The organism is Embleya australiensis (genome assembly GCF_051903075.1).
In the GTDB taxonomy this organism is placed as follows: domain Bacteria; phylum Actinomycetota; class Actinomycetes; order Streptomycetales; family Streptomycetaceae; genus Embleya.
Genome location: NZ_CP182422.1, coordinates 2,800,451 through 2,817,412, shown reverse-complemented (window position 1 = coordinate 2,817,412; position 16,962 = coordinate 2,800,451). Strand labels below are relative to the sequence as shown.

Below are 16,962 nucleotides of genomic sequence, written 5' to 3'. Positions count from 1 at the left end.
GCCTGTGATGCGTGTGTTTCGCGAGCCTTCTACGGTTCGAGCATGAGCAGTTCGTGCCGGCTGCGCTCGCGCACGGCCCACCAACACGGCAGATAGACCACCGCCGGCACACCGGCCACCAGGATCGACCACGTCGGACAGGCCATCAGTATCGCCACCAGCGCGACGAACACGTGGATCAGGCCCACCGCGGCCGCACGTCCCAGCGCGCCGGTGCCGCGCCGCAGCGCGTCGCGCACCCCGACCACGCCGAAACCGCACATCACCGCGATGCCCGCGCACAACACCGACGCGACCAGCAGCAGATCGCCGAGCCCCTCCAGGCTCTTGCGGTCGTCGCGCACCGCGAACGACATCACCGCCAGGGCGCCCGCGCCCACGCCCATCAGCAGTGTCTCGACGACCAGTGCGATCAGCAGCGTGCGGAGAAAACCGATCTGACGACTTCCCCTCATTGTTCCCCCGAAATGACGTTTTGCCCCCCGTTTGATGCGCCCCCGAACAGGTCCCGCAACAGGGGTGGCACCCTACGCCTTCGGACGATGCCATACGGAATCGCGTTCCCGACGGCGGTATCCGTAACGAGTCCGGCACGAAACGCCGAGGCCGCGAGGCGGTTGCCCGGAAGTCACCGGACCGCCCCGCGGCCGTCGCCCACCGGTCGACTACTTCACGGCGCCCGCCATCACGCCCTGCACGAAGTAGCGCTGGAAGCCGAAGAACACGAGCACCGGGACGATCAGCGACAGGAACGCGCCGGGGGCCAGCACGTCGATGTTGGCGCCGAACGCCCGGGACTGCGACTGCAGGGCCACCGTCAGCGGCGCCGATTCGGTGTCCGCGTAGATCAGCGCGATCAGCATGTCGTTCCACACCCACAGGAACTGGAAGATGCCGAGCGAGGCGATCGCGGGCAGCCCCAGCGGCAGGATGACCCGGAAGAAGATGGTCAGATCCGTACCGCCGTCCATCCGCGCGGCCTCCAGCAGATCGCGCGGAATGCCCGCGAAGTAGTTGCGGAGCAGGAACACGGCGAACGGCAGGCCGAACGCGACGTGGAAGAGCACCACACCGGTGATCGTGCCGAACAGCCCGGTGTCCCCGTACAACTTCGAGATCGGGATCAGCGCCACCTGCACCGGCACCACGAGCAGCCCGACGACGACCAGGAACAGCCAGTCCCGACCGGGGAATTCCAGCCAGGCGAAGGCGTAGGCGGCGAGCGAACCGATCAGGATCACCAGGAGCGTGCTGGGCACGGTGATCCAGATCGTGTTGAGGAACGCCCGGGTCATGTCCTTGTTGTCGAGCAGCTTGTCGTAGTTCGAGAAGGTCAGGTCGCTCGGCTTGCCGAGCACCTTCCACCACCCGGACTTGCTCATCTCCTGCGGATCGCGCAGCGAGGACACCAGCAGGCCGAACGTGGGCATCAGCCAGAACAGCGCGATCAGCGCCAGCAGGACCGCCGCCAGGCCGCCGCCGGTGCGGCCGACGATCCGCGAGGCGAGGCCGCGCTTGATCCCCATCTCCGGTCGTGGCGGCGGGGCGGGCTTCGTCAGGTCGGGGGCCGCGGGCGCGCTCACCGGTTCTCCCTTCGGAAGCGACGGATGTTGAACAACATCGCCGGCAGCACCAGCAGGAACAGCAGGATGCCGATGGCACTGCCCAGGCCCTGGTTGTTGCCGCCGCCGAAGGAGGCGATGTACATCTGCAGGGCCAGGACGTTGGCCTCCTTCTGCGACGAGCCCAGCGAGATGATGTACACCAGGTCGAAGATCTTCAGCACGTTGATCACCAGGGTGACCATCACCACCACGAGCACCGGCGCGAGCAGCGGGATGGTGACCCGGCGGAAGACCTGCCACTCGGTCGCGCCGTCCACCCGGGCCGCCTCCAGCGCGTCCCGGGGGATCGCGGCCAGGCCCGCGGCGATCAGCACCATCGCGAAGCCGGCCCACATCCAGATGTAGGCGCCGATGATCGCGGCGGTGATCAGGTTCGGCCCGAGCCAGTCGTAGCCGGCGAACGACTTGGCGAAGTTGGACGCGGCCAGGCGCAGTTGCACCGGGCCGTCCTTGGCGGCGGACGCGGGCAGGGTGAACGAGCCGTCCTTGCCGGTGGTCGCGCTCGCGACGGTGTGTCCGCCCCGGACCGCCTCCACCTTCACGCCCGGCAGCCCCTTCTCGCCCGGGTCGACCACGCCGGGTTTGCCGGCGTTGCCCTTGCTGAAGTCGACCCAGACCACGCCGCCCAGGCCGCCGGCGGGCGGCACGCCGGGCCGGGCGTTCTGCGCGTCGCCGGGGATCTTGTCCGCGGGCAGCGCCACCAGCGGCAGCAGCGCGGTGCCGTCGGCCGCGGTGCCGGCCTTGGTCACGAAGCCGCCGCCCTGGGGGGTGAGTACGGCGTCGTTGCGCGGGCGGGCGCCGGGATAGGGCGCGCCCTCGCCGAACACGTCGTGCACGCTGGTCAGCACCGCGTTGGCCACACCCTGGTCCGGGTCGCGGTCGTACACCAGCCGGAAGGTGATGCCGGCGGCCAGCATGGACACCGCCATCGGCATGAACACGATCAGCTTGAACGCGGTGGCGAACCGCACCCGTTCGGTGAGCACCGCGAAGACCAGGCCGAGCGCGGTGACCGCGGCGGGCACCACCAGGACCCAGATCAGGTTGTTCTTCAGCGCGGTGAACGTGTTGTCGTCGGTGAACAGTTCCTTGTAGTTGTCGATCCCCACGAAGTCCGACCAGCCGTCCGCGCCGAACAGGCTGCGGATCAGCGACCACACGATCGGATAGGCGACCAGGACGGCGAGCATGACGACGGCCGGGAGCAGGAACAGCCAGCCGAGCAGGGTGCCCGAACCGAGCCCGCGCGTCTCGCGCGCGGGCGTCGGCTTTGTCTTCTCGGGCACCGCGACCTGTGCGGGTGCCTTGTCACTCATGGCCGTCGATCACCCGGCCGAGTAGGCCTTGGCGGCGTCCGCCTCCAGCTTGGCCTGCGCCCCCGCGACATCGGAGGGATTGCGCAGGAAGTCCTGGAGGTCGCGCCACTCGCCCTCGCCCTTGGTGCCGCCGAACGCCGCCGGCGTCTGGTCGGAGAGGTCGAAGCGGAAGTCCTCGCCCGCCGCGATCAGGTTCTTCGCGATCCCGCGCGTGGTGTCGTCGCGGTACGCCGCGAAGTCCAGGTTCTTGTTCGGCGAGAGGTAACCGCCCTGCTGCGCCCACACCTTGGCCGCGTCCGGCGAGGCCAGGTACTTCAGCAGCGCCTGGGCGCCGGGGGAGTCCTTCATCGCCACCGCCACGTCGCCGCCGGTGACCACCGGCGCCTTGCCGGTGCCGACCGCGGGGAAGCCGAAGAACTTCGCGTCGGCGCCGATCTTGGCTTTGGTGTCCTTGATGATGTTGGTGCCGATGAAGTCGCCGCCCGCGATCATGCCCGCTTTCGGCGGATCGCCGAACGCCTGCGGTACGGACGCGGGGAACTCGGTCTGGAGCACGCCGCCGGAGCCGCCGGGGAACCAGTCGCTCTTGCCGAAGACCTGGGCCAGCGTCTCCAGCGCGGCCTTCACCGAGGGGTCGGTCCACGGGATCTTGTGCTTGGCCAGTTGGTCGTACTTCTCCGGGCCCGCCTGGCTCAGGTAGATGTTCTCGAACCAGTCGGTGAGCACCCAGCCGTCGGCGCCGCCGATCGCGAACGGCGGTGTGCCCGAGTCGGAGATCAGGCCCGCGTTCTTGAGCAGGTCGTCCCAGGTCTTCGCCTCGGTCGCGCCGGCGTTCTCGTAGACCTTGGCGTTGTACCAGATCAGCGACTTGTTGGCGCCCTTGTAGTACACGCCGTAGAGCTTGTCCTGGTAGGAGCCGAGCTTTTGCCACTGGCCGGAGAAGTTGGCCTGCACGGTCTGCTGGACGTCCGGCGCGAGCGGCTTGATCCAGCCCTTTTGCGCGAACTGCTGGAGTACGCCGGGCTGGGCCAGGAACGCCACGTCCGGCGGCGCGTTGCCCTCGACCCGCTGGCCCAGGAACGTGGAGGCGCTGTCGCCGGTGGGGATGAACTCGGTCTTGGCCCCCGTACGTTTCTCGAAGTCGGCGAGCACCTTCTTGAACGCGGCCTGTTCGTCACCGGTCCATACCGCCGCGACGCTCACCGTGGTGCCGTCGAGCCTGGGTACCGGCGCACCGCCGCCGCTCGGCGTCGAGTCGCTCTTCTTGTCCTTGCCGTCGCCGTCGTCGCTGCAGGCCGCGAGACCCATGGCGAGCATCGAGGCGACCGCCAAGGCGCCCACAAGCCGCTTCACGCATCCTCCGTAATGGACAGACCCGTCTCCGGGTCGAAGAAGTGCAGCCGGTCGGTCGCCACCCGCATCACCACGCCCGCGCCCTCGCGGGCACGGGTGCGCGGGCCGAAGCGGGCCACGAGTTCGGAGTGCGCCGCGTCCGGATCGGGCACCTGCTCCTCCGCGCCGACGTCGCGCGCCAGTTCCTGAACGTCCTCGGTCACCGCCGGCGGCGCGTCCACGCTCACGTGGACCAGCACCTCGGAACCCATCGCCTCGACCAGGTCGGCCTCGGCCCGCAACACCGCGCCCGGCGCGGGCTCGGTGCCCTCCAGGGCGGCGTCGTGCAGGTCCTCGGGGCGGATGCCGACGATCAGCGACCGCCCGGCGTATCCGGCCAGCGCCGGCCGGGCGGCGAGTACCTCGGCGGGCACGGACAACCGCTGACTGCCCACACCCACCGCGAAGTCGCCCGCCTTGTCGCGGGTCAACTCGCCGGTGAGCAGGTTCATCGCGGGCGAGCCGATGAAGCCCGCCACGAACAGGTTGACCGGGTGGTCGTACAACTCCTGGGGTGGCGCGACCTGCTGGAGCACCCCCTTCTTCATCACCGCGACCCGGTCGCCGAGGGTCATCGCCTCGGTCTGATCGTGCGTCACATACAGCGTGGTGACGCCGAGTTCGCGAGTCAGCCGGGCGATCTGGGCGCGCATCTGCACGCGTAGCTTCGCGTCGAGATTGGACAGCGGTTCGTCCATCAGGAACGCCTGGGGCTCACGCACGATCGCCCGGCCCATCGCCACCCGTTGCCGCTGTCCGCCGGAGAGTTGGCGCGGTTTGCGGCCCAGGTGCTCGGCCAGTCCCAGCGTCCGCGCCGCCCGGTCGACCCGCTCGCGGATCTCCGCCTTGGGCAATTTCCGCAATCTGAGCCCGAATCCGATGTTGTCCCGCACGTTCAGATGCGGATACAGGGCGTAGCTCTGGAACACCATCGCCACGTCCCTATCCCGCGAGGGGATCCGGTTGACCACCCGATCCCCGATGCTGACCGTGCCCTCGCTGATCTCCTCCAGGCCGGCCACCATGCGTAACGCGGTGGTCTTGCCGCATCCGGACGGACCGACCAATACCAGGAACTCCCCGTCCGAAACGCTCAGATCGAGCGAGGTGACCGCTCTCGTGCCGTCGGTGTAAACCTTTCCGACCCCATCCAGAACCACTTCCGCCACGAATTTCCCCCGAGGGTGGACAGATGTCGCCTTCCGATGTCCTGTCGTACGCCTGGTGTGGCGTTCGCCACAAGCCCTGCCCCACGCAACGAGCCTTATTCGTGACTTTCGATCATCAGTGCGTAATGGCGGGACGGATGCCGGTCGCGCTCCGTATGCTGACCGTGCCGCGACTGGCGTACACGTGGAATGACCACGGGGGAGCGGTGGTTCCGCCGACGAGGTGTCGTCCGCCTGGGCACCCGGCTCACATCCCGTTGTGAACCGAGCCGGAGGAATGATGGACCGTCATGTCGAACTCGGCCGTACCGACCCGGAGATCGCGTCGCTCGTGCGGGCCGAGGAGGCCCTGCAGCAGGACACGCTGCGGCTGATCCCGAGTGAGAACTACGTCTCCGCCGCTGTGTTGGAGGCGACCGGGACGGTGCTCACCAACAAGTATTCCGAGGGGTATCCCGGCCGGCGCTACTACGAGGGCCAGCAAAACGTCGACCCGATCGAGAACATCGCGCGCGAGCGGGCCAAGTCGCTGTTCGGCGTGGAGCACGCCAACGTGCAGCCCTACTCGGGCTCGCCGGCCAACCTCGCGGTCTACCTCGCCTTCGCCCGGCCCGGCGACACGGTGCTGGGCATGGCGCTGCCGAGCGGCGGACACCTCACCCACGGCTGGGGCGTGTCCGCGACCGGGACGTGGTTCCGGGGCGTGCGCTACGGGGTGCGCGCGGACACCGGGCGTACCGACCTCGACGAGGTGCGCGACGTGGCCCTGCGGGAGCGGCCGAGGCTGATCTTCTGCGGCGGTACGGCCGTGCCGCGCACGGTGGACTTCGCCGCGTTCGCGGAGATCGCCCGCGAGGTGGACGCGATCCTGGTCGCGGACGTGGCGCACATCGCCGGGCTGATCGCGGCGGGGGTGCACCCCTCGCCGGTCCCGCACGTGGACGTGGTGTCCACCACCACCCACAAGACGCTGCGGGGTCCGCGCGGGGCGATGCTGATGTGTCGCGCCGAGCATGCCAAGGCGATCGACAAGGCGGTCTTCCCCGGCCTGCAAGGAGGGCCGCACAACCACACCACGGCGGCGATCGCGGTCGCGCTGCGCGAGGCGGCGACGGAGGACTTCCGGGCCTATGCGCGGCAGCTGGTGGCGAACGCGAAGCGGCTGGGGGAGGAACTGGCCGCGCGCGGGTTCGAGTTGGTGTCGGGTGGGACGGACACGCATCTGCTCCTGGTGGACCTGACGCGGCGTGGGGTGCCGGGCAAGGTCGCGGCGCGGGCGCTCGATCGGGCGGGGATCGTGGTCAACTACAACACGGTGCCGTTCGATACCCGGTCGCCGTTCGATCCGTCGGGGATTCGACTGGGGACGCCGGCGCTCACGTCGCGCGGCGTGGGGGTGGAGGACATGGCGTTGGTCGCCGGGTGGATCGATCGGGTGGTCGGGGGGTCGGAGGGCGAGGAGTCTCGCGTGCGGGGTGAGGTGCGGGAGTTTTTGGGGCGGTTTCCGGCGCCGGGGTTGGCTGTGTAGTTGGTGGGCTCGGGTTGGTTTACCCACCCGCTCCACCCGTGACGTTTTGGTGTTCGGGCTGCGGGTTATTGCGTTCGGGGCGGCGATTCGGCCTGTGGGGCTTGGTGGCTACCGGGCTTTTTGGGTCAGGTGCAAAGGGGCTCTGGGCCATAGGCGGGATTGCAGCGGGGTGCCCAGTTGTTCGGCGGCGCGGCGGACCGCGCCGGTGAGCAGGGCCAGGTCGGTGGGGCCGTTGCCGCCGCCGACCGGGGTGGGGCGGCGGGCCAGGCGGTTGCCCATCTCCTGCCACTCCTGGCGGACGACGGTGGGGCGCAGGGTCGCCGTGCGCGGCATCCGGCCGGTCACCCGGCCGCCCTGGAAGGGGATCACCGCGCCGTCGCGGCCGCGCACGAAACCCCGACCCGGGTAGTCCTCGTCCACGCCCGCCGCGTCCTCGACGTCGATCAGCACGCGGGAGGACTGCGGATCGTCCACGCGCAGGGCGATCCGCAGTTCGGCGCCCGCCGCGGCCTCGATCTCCAGGCTCCGGGCGGGCCGACCCGTGGTCACCAGCAGATGTACGCCGTGCGCGCCGCCGCGGTGGGCCACGTCGGCGAGGCCCTTGACGCACCCCGGGTACGACTCGGCCAGCAGGTCTATGTCGTCCACCGCCACCACCAGCCGGGGCAGCGCCCCGCCCGGACCCGCCCGATACGCCTCGAACGGGGTGCCGCGCAGCAGCCCCTCGCGGCGGTCCAACTCGTCGCGCACGGCGGCGATCGCGTCGCCCGTGGCCGAGACGTCGGCCGGCGAGCCCACCACGTGCGGCAGGTCGGACAGCCCCTCGGGGCCCCGGACCAGCGCGATGGCCAACTCGTCGGGCCGGTTCGCCACCGCGAGCGAACACAACACGGAGGCCAGCAACTCGGAGCGGCCCGAGCGGGCGGCCCCGCCGATCACCACGTGCGGGCCCTCGGCGGACAGGTCGACGGTGATCGCCCCGCGCGCGTCCGAACCGAGCACCGCGCGCGGCGAGTGGCCCGCCTCGCGCCAGCCCGCGAGCAGCTTGGCGGGGGTGAGCAGGTCCAGGTTGAGCAGGTCGAGCAGGCGGACCGACTCGGGCAGCGGCGAGGTGACCCGGCGGGTGGCCTCGCGCAATGGGGCCAGCGCGCGGGCGAAGCGGTCCGCCCACGCCGAGGACACCGCGTCGGCGACCACGTCGGTCAATCGACGCGTGCCCGGTCCGATCAGGTCGATCCGGGTGCCCACCTCACCGGTGACGTGGGCCACCGCCGAGCACTGCGCCGGCAGGTCCTCGGCCCGCTCGTCCAGGCACAGCGCGTGGACGCCGGCCGCGGGGCCCTCGACCAGGAGCCGGACGATCTCCGGCCGGGCGGCCAGTCGGCCGGCGCCGTCGAGCACGACCACGGTGCGTCGGAGCGGCACCCGCTCGGCCGTGTCGATGCGGTCGAGCAGTTCGCCGGCACGAGCCAGTACCTGCTCCGGGCCGAGGCCCACCAGGAGCCGGCAGTCCTGGCCTTCGCCCGGCCGCAGATGCGGCAACCAGCGGGCCCAGGACCAGTCGGCGGCGGTGGCGCCGTCGGCGCACAGCACGACCAGTTCGACGTCCTGCGGCCCGTGCAGCCCGGCGAGTTGGGCGACCACCGAGCGGGCCAGACCGAGCAGCCGAAGACGTGGCCCGGCCAGGCCGAGGACGGTGTCCTTGAGCGAGACGGTGACCGGTACGGAGAACGCGGTCAGCCTGCGCTCCGCGCCGTCGCCGGCCGAGGTCGGCGGCTCCACCAGGGTCACCCGCGACGGCAGGTCGCCGACCCCCAGGCGCACGCTCAGCGCCTCCGGGTGGCCGGCCGCGCGCTCCCACAACCGGCCCACCGGGCCCGGCTCGCCGGTGGCCAGCGCGTCGAGCAGCAGCGTGGCCGGGTCGGGCGACTGGTCGCGGCGCCAGCGCACCTCGTCGAGCAGCGCCGAGCGGGCCGCCGCCTCGATCGTCTCGCGCTCGGTCCCGCCGGCCCGGCGGCGCAGCGCGAACGGGCGGCGCCGGCCCGGTGCCTCCTCGGGCAGTTCGAACCGGGCCCGGGCGGGCACCGGCAACTGCGCGCGGGCGACCCGGCGGACCTCGATGTGGCCGGTGCCGTCGGCCCGCGCCGGGGCGCCGGAGGCGTCGTCGGGCGAGCCGTAGGGCTGGGGCAGGAACGTCTGCAGGGTGGACTCGCCGACCCGCAGCAACGATCCCGGCGGCAGGTCGACCGGCTCGCGCCCGACCGGCATGCCGTCCACGGTGGTGCCGTTGGTCGAGTCGAGGTCGGCGACCCGGATGCGACCGGGCTCTATCCACAGTTCGGCGTGCAGCCGGGACAGGTCGGGATCGCCCAACCGCACCTCGGCCTCGGGCGCGCGGCCGATCCGTACCCCGCCCTGGTGCAGCAGGTGCACGCCGCCCGCGTCCGGCCCGCCGACCACCCGCAGTTGCGCGGACCCGGCGGAGGGGGAGGGGGAGCCGAGCGCGTCGACGGTGACCAGGGCGCCGTCCACCAGGGGTGGTCGGCCCACGGGGGTGTCGTCGCGCAGCCGCACGTCGCCCACCCAAAAACGTTGGCCGTCGGTGCCGGAGGCGGTCCGCAGCGCGCCCGCGATCCCCGCGAAGGTCGTTCCGGACGGCGCGGTGACGAGCACGTCGGCGCCCGGTCCGGTCCGCTGCGGTCCGTGCACGGTGAGCCGGATCTGCATGCGCGCCCTCCCTCCTCCGAGCAGAAAACAAGAGGCATCCTCGCACCCACGACCGTCATGTCGCCCACGGCCGGACGGACGAAGGTTCTTGTCCGAATTTCGACCGCAAACGACCGGGTCGCCGGCGAATCGCCCGAACACGGAAGCGATCCCGACCCCCACCGCGCCGACCCCACGACGTCGACCCGTGTCGAGTATCCGCCGAGAGCCCGATCGGACAAGGTTCGAACCGGGCGGCCGAACCGTACCTGCGGTCGATGCGTCCGTACCTGAGTACCACCTAGGGTGGGAGGCAACCCGGCACCACCGCCCAGGTGGCGGACAGGACAGTGGGGAGCGGCGTGGACCGGCCGGTCGGCAGCAAATATCTGCTCCAGGAGACCCTGGGGCGCGGAGCCAGTGGCACCGTCTGGCGCGCGAGCGTGCGCGACTCCGGCGAGGTGGTCGCGGTCAAGGTGCTGCGCGAGGAGTTGGGTACCGACCCGGACGTGGTCACCCGCTTCCTGCGCGAGCGCTCACTGCTGCTCAACCTGCGCCACCCCAACCTCGTACACGTGCGCGACCTCGTCGTCGAGGGCGAGACGCTCGCCCTGGTGATGGACCTGATCGACGGTCCCGACCTGCGTACCTACCTGCGCGACAACGGCCCGCTCCCGGCCGCCCCCGCGGCGCTGACGATGGCTCAGATCTGCGACGCGTTGAGCGTGACACACGCCGACGGGGTGATACACCGCGACCTGAAACCGGCCAACATCATGCTGGCCCGCAACGGCGACTCGCTCTACCCGATGCTGACCGACTTCGGCATCGCCCGGCTCGCCGACTCGCCCGCGCTCACCCGCACCCACGAACTGGTCGGCACCCCCAGCTACGTGGCCCCGGAGACCGCCGAGGGGCGTCCGCTCACCCCCGCCGTGGACGTCTACGCGGCGGGCGTGGTGCTCTACGAACTGGTCGCCGGACACCCGCCGTTCCGCGACACCAACCCGATCGCGCTGCTGCACCACCACCTGACCGAGATCCCGGCGCGGCCGGCGGGCATGCCCGACGCCTACTGGCTGATCACCGAGCGCTGTCTGGCCAAGCAGCCCGAGGTGCGGCCCGACGCGGCGGGTCTCGGCCGCGCGTTGCGGATGGCCGCCGACGTGGTCTCCGGCGCGCGACCCGACGACGGCTCGATCGCACAGGTGCTGGCCGCGAGCGCGTTCGGCGCCCGAGCCGGCGGCGGGGCCGCCGACGCCACCCGCGCGCTCCCGCAGACCCGGGCCGGCTACCCGAGCGCGCCGACCACCCCGCCGCCGACGCCGCCCGTACCGCCCGCGTCGCCGAACGCGACCCGGGTGATGAGCACGCAGCCGCCCGGCTACCCGCAACCGCAACAACCGCCGCCCACGCGGCGACAACCGGCGCAGCAGGCCCCGAACCACCCGCCGCCCGCCTACGCCGAGCCGATGCACAACCGGCCCGGCCCGCCCGCGCAGGCCGATCCCGGCCCGCCGCCGCCCCCACCGCCCCCGTCGCGCTACCACCGCGACGAGGCGGCCGAACGTGAGCCCCGGCGCCGACCGCGCGCCGTGCGCGAGCCGGAGGAGCCCAGGGAGCGCGAGCCGCGCGACCGCCGCGAACGCGAGCCGCGCCGGCGGCGGTTCCGGCTCACCAGCATCCCCGGCGTGGGCTGCGGCGTCGGCTGCCTGCTGCGGCTGGTGATCATCGGCGCGGTCCTGTTCGCCGTCTACTGGTTCAGCCCGCTGCACGACTGGGTTAACTCCGCCATCGACACCTTCGATACCGTTCGAGGCTGGTACGACGACGTCAAGGACTTCGTCACCGGCAACGACGGCGGCGACAAGGGCGACGGCAGCGGCGGTGGCGGCAAGAACTGACGCGAAGTCATCCCCCGGTCGCCCGCGTCGAGGACGGCCTCGTACACGCCGTCCTGCCCGACGGTCCCCGCATTCGGGGGTCGGCCGCGTAGGGTGCGGTCGGGGAAGTCCGCTGTGAGCACCACGCTCGCTGGGTCCACGGAGCTGCTTTGGCACGCAAGATCGGTAGCCGATACGTCGCCCTGAAGGTGCTCGGGCGCGGCGCCAGCGGGACCGTCTGGCAGGGCGAGGGCCCCGAGGGACCCGTCGCGATCAAGCTGCTGCGCGAAGACCTCGCGTCCGACCAGGTGTTGGTCGCCCGCTTCGTGCAGGAGCGCACCGCGCTGACCAGCCTCGACCACCCCAACATCGTGGGCGTGCACGACCTGGTCGTCGACGGCACCGACCTCGCCCTGGTGATGGACCTGGTGATCGGCCCCGACCTGCGGGCCCGGCTGGAGCGCGAACGGGTACTCACCCCGCGCCTGGCCGCCGCGATCGTCGCCGACGTCGCCGACGGCCTCTCCGCCGCACACGCGGAAGGGGTGATCCACCGCGACGTCAAGCCCGAGAACATCCTGATCGACACCTCGGGCGGAGTCTCCCGGGCCCGACTCACCGACTTCGGCATCGCCCGCCTGGTCGACGCGCCGCGCCGCACCCGGGCCACCCGGATCATCGGCACGCCCGACTACCTGGCCCCCGAGATCATCGAGGGCCTGCAACCGACGGCCGCGGTGGACGTGTACGCGCTGGCCACCGTCCTGTACGAACTGCTCACCGGCTGGACGCCGTTCGGCGGCGGACACCCCGGCGCGGTGCTGCGCCGCCACGTCACCGAACCGGTGCCCGGCATCCCCGGCCTGCCCGACCCGCTCGCCGCGGTGCTCGCGTCGTGCCTGTCCAAGGCGCCCGCCGCGCGGCTGACCGCCCGCGAGTTCGGCGAGCGGCTGCGCTCGGCCCTGCCCGCGCTGATCGGCCTGCCCGCGTTCGACGTGCCCGACCCCAACGGCACCGCGGGCCGCCAGGACACCCCCGTGCCGCGCCCGGCCGGCGTGGTCCCGCTGGTCTCCGGCATCTCCGAGGCCGCCGACGGCAGCCGGGACACGCACACCAACCTGACCCGCCCGGTGTTCGAGGACGCGGTCCCGGTGCAGTCGCACCGGCGCGGCAAACCGGCGCGCGGGGGCCGGCGCCGGCGGGTCGCGGTGCTCGGCGGCGTGCTGGCCGTGGTCGTGATCGGCGCGGGCGCGATGTGGCTGGGCAAGGACGACGACAACCCGGCCCGCCCCGCCGGACAAAGCGCCGGATCGCCCACCGACACCGCGCCCGGACCGACCCGCGGCTCCGAGGGACCGGCCCCGCAGCGGGCCCCCGGCAGCTACGCGTGGGCCGCGTTCGCACCGCTGCCCGCCGCGCCCGTGCTGCTCCAGGGCGGCCCCGCCGCGGCCCGGGTCGACGCGGACCGCAGCTACCTCGTGCAGCGCGACGGCGACGGCGGACTCTGGTACGTCTTCGGCGACGGCACGCGCTGGGGCGAATGGCGCAGGCTGCCCACCTTCCGCACCACCGACGACCCGGCGGCGGTGGCCACCGGAGCCGGCCGGATGGACGTGTTCGCCGTCGGCGCGAGCGACAAGCTGCTGTATCGCGCCACGTTCGCCGACGGCCGCTTCGGCGAGTGGACCAGGACGGACGCCAAGACCAAGCTCACCGGCGCGCCCGCGGCGGTGGCCACCGGCGACCGGATCGACATCGTGGCCCGCACCGCGAGCGACGGCCTGGCCGCCGGGTCGCTCACCGGCGGCGGCTGGAGCGGCTTCACCACGGTGCCCAGCGCGGGCCGGATCGAGGCGGCGCCGGCGCTGACCGCGAGCGGCCCCGGCACGCTGGACGCCTTCGTGGTGCGCGCGGGCGACCACGCGGTGCTGCACATCACCAGCGTCGACGGCGCCTGGCGCGAGCCGGAGCGGGTCAACCTCGCCGCGTCCGCGCGCCCGGCCGCCGCCTGGAGCCAGGCCCGGGGCCTGGTCGTGCTGGCCCGGGACGGCAACGGGCGACTGCTCGGCGCGGTGCCCGGCGAGGGCGGCTGGCGGCCGGTCGACCCGAACACCGCCAGCGCCGACGCCCCCGCGGCGGCGGCCGTCGGCGCCGACCGGGTCGACGTGTACGTCCGCACCGACAACGGCCGCCTACAGGGCGCCGCGTCGACCCCCGACGCGGGCTGAGTCCCGAGTCGGGCCGCCGTCCACTTAGGATGGGTGCGTGGCTGCCGTTGATCCTTCCGAAGAGCTCAAGTCCGTCGAGTCGACCATGGGGTCGATCGAGGCCGTCCTCGACCTCGACAAGATGCGGGCCGACGTGGCCGCTCTCAACGAGAAGGCGGCGGCGCCGGATCTGTGGGACGACCCCGAGGCCGCGCAGAAGGTGACCAGCCGGCTGTCGTTCCTCCAGGGCGAACTGCGCCGGGTCGAGGACCTGCGCCGCCGGATCGACGACGTGAACGTCCTGTTCGAGCTGGCCGAGGGCGAGGACGACGCGGACACCCGCGCCGAGGCCGAGAGCGAGCTGGCGGCGGTACACAAGGCGGTCGGCGAACTCGAGGTCCGCACCCTGCTGTCCGGCGAATACGACGCGCGCGAGGCGCTGGTGACCATCCGCTCCGAGGCCGGTGGCGTGGACGCCGCCGACTTCGCCGAGATGTTGCTGCGGATGTACACCCGCTGGGCCGAGCGGCACGGCTACCCGACCGAGGTCTACGACACCTCCTACGCCGAGGAGGCCGGCATCAAGTCGGCCACCTTCGCGGTCAAGGTGCCCTACGCCTACGGCACGCTGTCCGTCGAGCAGGGCACACACCGCCTGGTGCGCATCTCGCCGTTCGACAACCAGGGCCGCCGACAGACCTCGTTCGCGGGCGTCGAGGTGCTGCCGGTGGTCGAGCAGAGCGACCGGGTCGACATCGACGAGTCCGAACTGCGGGTCGACGTCTACCGCTCCTCCGGTCCCGGCGGCCAGGGCGTCAACACCACCGACTCGGCGGTGCGCATCACGCACATCCCGACCGGCATCGTGGTGTCCTGCCAGAACGAGCGCTCGCAGATCCAGAACCGCGCCTCCGCGATGGCGGTGCTCTCCGCCAAGCTGCTTGAGCGGCAGCGCCAGGAGGAGCAGGCCCGGATGAACGCGCTCAAGGGCGAGGGCTCGTCCTGGGGCAACCAGATGCGCTCCTACGTCCTGCACCCGTACCAGATGGTCAAGGACCTGCGCACCGAATTCGAGGTCGGCAATCCGCAGTCGGTGCTCGACGGCGAGATCGACGGCTTCATCGAGGCCGGTATCCGCTGGCGCAAAACCCAGCAGACCGCCGCCGCGTAGCCGAGGCCGGCCGCCGGAAATTCCGGTGAACAAGTCGATATCACGGCCCGGGACACCCACGATTCGGTGGGGGTCCCGGGCCGTGTGGCGTTGCGCTTTCGTGCCGATTTTCGCGGCGAATCGGAATTAACCCCCGCAACCCTCTCCGAACGCCCTTGACGCGGCATCCGCCCGGTTACCAGTCTGAACAGCGGCATTACCGCGACGCATCCGATCAGGGGAGTCCGAAGCGCATCGACAGATGGCACGGACGCGCGTCGGGTGATGCCCAACGGCGTTTGGGACCCCACCCGCGCCGGCGCGGATACGGGGATCTCATCCAACTGGGGGTTAATTGATGTCAACCAAAATGCGCGTGCGGACGGCTCGGATGGCCGCCGCCGCGCTGTTCGCGGCGGGCGCGTCCTTCGCGGTCGCCGGCGTGGCGAGCGCGACGGACGGCGGTCCGGACGACGGGTGTGAGCAGACGCACACGTGCCCGGGTGGCGAGACCTCCGGTGGCGCGGCTTCGGGTGGTGCTGCCTCGGGTGGTGCCGCTTCCGGTGGCGCGGCTTCCGGTGGTGCTGCTTCGGGTGGTGCGGCTTCGGGTGGTGCTGCCTCTGGTGGTGCGGCTTCGGGTGGTGCTGCCTCTGGTGGCGCGGCTTCCGGTGGTGCTGCTTCGGGTGGTGCGGCTTCGGGTGGTGCTGCTTCGGGTGGTGCGGCTTCCGGTGGTGCTGCTTCGGGTGGTGCTGCTTCCGGTGGTGCTGCCTCTGGTGGCGCGGCTTCCGGCGGCGAAGCCTCGGGTGGTGCCGCTTCCGGTGGTGCCGCTTCGGGTGGTGCGGCTTCCGGTGGTGCTGCCTCTGGTGGCGCGGCTTCCGGCGGCGAAGCCTCGGGTGGTGCCGCTTCCGGTGGCGCGGCTTCGGGTGGTGCGGCTTCCGGTGGCGCTGCTTCGGGTGGTGCGGCTTCCGGTGGCGCGGCTTCCGGTGGCGCGGCCTCGGGTGGCGCTGCCTCGGGTGGTGCCGCTTCCGGCGGTGCGGCCTCTGGAGGCGGTACGAACAGCGGCGGAACCACGAGCAAGGGCTCCTCGGGTGGCAGCACCTCGAAGGGTTCCTCGGGTGGCGGCAGCACCGGTGGCAACACCTGTGACGCCACGCACGCCTCCGGCGGCCTGGACCTGAACTGCGGTGGCGACGGGAACACCCGGACGAGCAGCGGCAACGACCAGCAGAACGCCCCCGTCCGCGACTTCGGCGGCGGCGACACCGCGCCGGCGCAGCAGGCCACGAAGAAGGAACTGGCCGAGACCGGTTCCGGCGCCAACATGGCGTTCCTGATCGTCGGCGGTGCCGCGATGGCGGCCGGTGGCTTCACCTTCACCGTGCTCCCCGCGCGGCTTCGGCGCCGCCAGGCCGAGGCGGCCTGAGTCGAAGACTTGTGCCCCGGCGCGGCGGTGCCGGGGCACTGAATCCGCCGTCCCGGCGTTCCGAGCCGGGCGCACCGCGGTCATCGCGAGTGCGTCTGTGAAACGGTCGGCCCGGAACCGGGGGCGGTGGGCGGTACCCGCGGTACGCGGTCGGGCCCTGTGCCCGGCCCGAGAACGGGGCGCCCGCTCGGATCGGTCCGCGCCGGACAGCTGCCGGCAAGGGCGGGTTCGGGTTCCGGAAGCCGCGGAGCGCCGCTGCACAGCGCGAAGGCCCTGGGGGCACCCAGGGCCTTCGTCGTGTCCGGTCTCGGCTGTTGCCGGGGTCTCTCCCGGCCGCCGGCGCGCTTCGGGCGGCTCAGCCGCCCACGCGGGCCAGCAGCAGCGCACACGCCAGGACGAGCAGGGCGAGTGCCGCCACCATCGCGGGGTTGATTCCGCCGGAGCTCCTGAGGCGTTCGCGACTGGCTCGACACGTCGGGCAACGACCCTCCGTGACCAGTCCGGCGCAGTTCGCACACACCAGGCGGTCCAAGGTCATCTCGACTCCTCCGCCTTGATTGCTC

General features: G+C 72.1%; 12 protein-coding genes and 1 riboswitch. Of the genes, 5 read left to right on the top strand and 7 right to left on the bottom strand.

Annotated elements, in window-relative coordinates; genetic code table 11:
* Positions 1-29 precede the first annotated feature (29 nt).
* From ACMXN5_RS11875 to ACMXN5_RS11855, 5 genes are all read right to left on the bottom strand, one after another.
* On the bottom strand, positions 30-455 hold the full coding sequence (locus ACMXN5_RS11875) for a hypothetical protein (RefSeq protein ID WP_439675231.1): 426 nt from the start codon (positions 453-455) through the stop codon (positions 30-32).
* A 210-nt stretch (positions 456-665) separates the two neighbouring features.
* Positions 666-1,526 carry a carbohydrate ABC transporter permease gene (locus ACMXN5_RS11870; RefSeq protein ID WP_380003143.1) on the bottom strand — a complete coding sequence of 287 codons (861 nt, stop codon included), beginning with the start codon at positions 1,524-1,526 and terminating at the stop codon, positions 666-668.
* A gap of 53 nt (positions 1,527-1,579) precedes the next feature.
* Positions 1,580-2,941 carry an ABC transporter permease subunit gene (locus ACMXN5_RS11865; protein WP_439675230.1) on the bottom strand — a complete coding sequence of 454 codons (1,362 nt, stop codon included), beginning with the start codon at positions 2,939-2,941 and terminating at the stop codon, positions 1,580-1,582.
* 9 nt (positions 2,942-2,950) lie between these two features.
* A complete protein-coding gene (locus tag ACMXN5_RS11860; protein ID WP_439675229.1) occupies positions 2,951-4,294 on the bottom strand; it encodes an ABC transporter substrate-binding protein in 1,344 nt (447 codons plus the stop codon).
* Positions 4,291-5,502 (bottom strand): ABC transporter ATP-binding protein, encoded by a 1,212-nt coding sequence (locus ACMXN5_RS11855; protein ID WP_439675228.1) that lies wholly within the window; start codon positions 5,500-5,502, stop codon positions 4,291-4,293. Before ACMXN5_RS11855 ends, ACMXN5_RS11860 begins: the two co-directional genes overlap by 4 nt.
* 159 nt (positions 5,503-5,661) lie before the next feature.
* Positions 5,662-5,749, top strand: a riboswitch (ZMP/ZTP riboswitch).
* Between the two features lie 30 nt (positions 5,750-5,779).
* Here ACMXN5_RS11855 and glyA point away from each other — a divergent pair.
* Positions 5,780-7,030 carry a serine hydroxymethyltransferase gene (glyA, locus tag ACMXN5_RS11850; protein WP_439675227.1) on the top strand — a complete coding sequence of 417 codons (1,251 nt, stop codon included), beginning with the start codon at positions 5,780-5,782 and terminating at the stop codon, positions 7,028-7,030.
* A gap of 108 nt (positions 7,031-7,138) precedes the next feature.
* On the opposite strand, the gene ACMXN5_RS11845 is transcribed toward glyA, so the two are convergent.
* Complete coding sequence (locus ACMXN5_RS11845; protein WP_439675226.1) at positions 7,139-9,757, bottom strand: FHA domain-containing protein; 2,619 nt, start codon at positions 9,755-9,757, stop codon at positions 7,139-7,141.
* Between the two features lie 314 nt (positions 9,758-10,071).
* Here ACMXN5_RS11845 and ACMXN5_RS11840 point away from each other — a divergent pair, with 314 nt between their 5' ends.
* The 4 genes from ACMXN5_RS11840 (at position 10,072) to ACMXN5_RS11825 (ending at position 16,399) form a co-directional block, all read left to right on the top strand.
* Positions 10,072-11,640, top strand: a complete 1,569-nt coding sequence (locus ACMXN5_RS11840; RefSeq protein WP_439675225.1) for a serine/threonine-protein kinase — start codon at positions 10,072-10,074, stop codon at positions 11,638-11,640.
* Between the two features lie 149 nt (positions 11,641-11,789).
* On the top strand, positions 11,790-13,847 hold the full coding sequence (locus tag ACMXN5_RS11835) for a protein kinase domain-containing protein (protein ID WP_439675224.1): 2,058 nt from the start codon (positions 11,790-11,792) through the stop codon (positions 13,845-13,847).
* Positions 13,848-13,884: 37 nt separating this feature from the next.
* Positions 13,885-14,997, top strand: coding sequence for a peptide chain release factor 2 (prfB, locus tag ACMXN5_RS11830; RefSeq protein WP_395789898.1), 1,113 nt, complete (start codon positions 13,885-13,887; stop codon positions 14,995-14,997).
* Between the two features lie 370 nt (positions 14,998-15,367).
* Positions 15,368-16,399: a hypothetical protein gene (locus tag ACMXN5_RS11825; RefSeq protein ID WP_439675223.1), complete on the top strand. Its 1,032-nt coding sequence runs from the start codon at positions 15,368-15,370 to the stop codon at positions 16,397-16,399.
* A 355-nt stretch (positions 16,400-16,754) separates the two neighbouring features.
* Here the strand turns inward: ACMXN5_RS11825 and ACMXN5_RS11820 are convergent, their stop codons facing one another.
* On the bottom strand, positions 16,755-16,937 hold the full coding sequence (locus ACMXN5_RS11820) for a hypothetical protein (protein ID WP_395789894.1): 183 nt from the start codon (positions 16,935-16,937) through the stop codon (positions 16,755-16,757).
* Between the last annotated feature and the right edge of the window lie 25 nt (positions 16,938-16,962).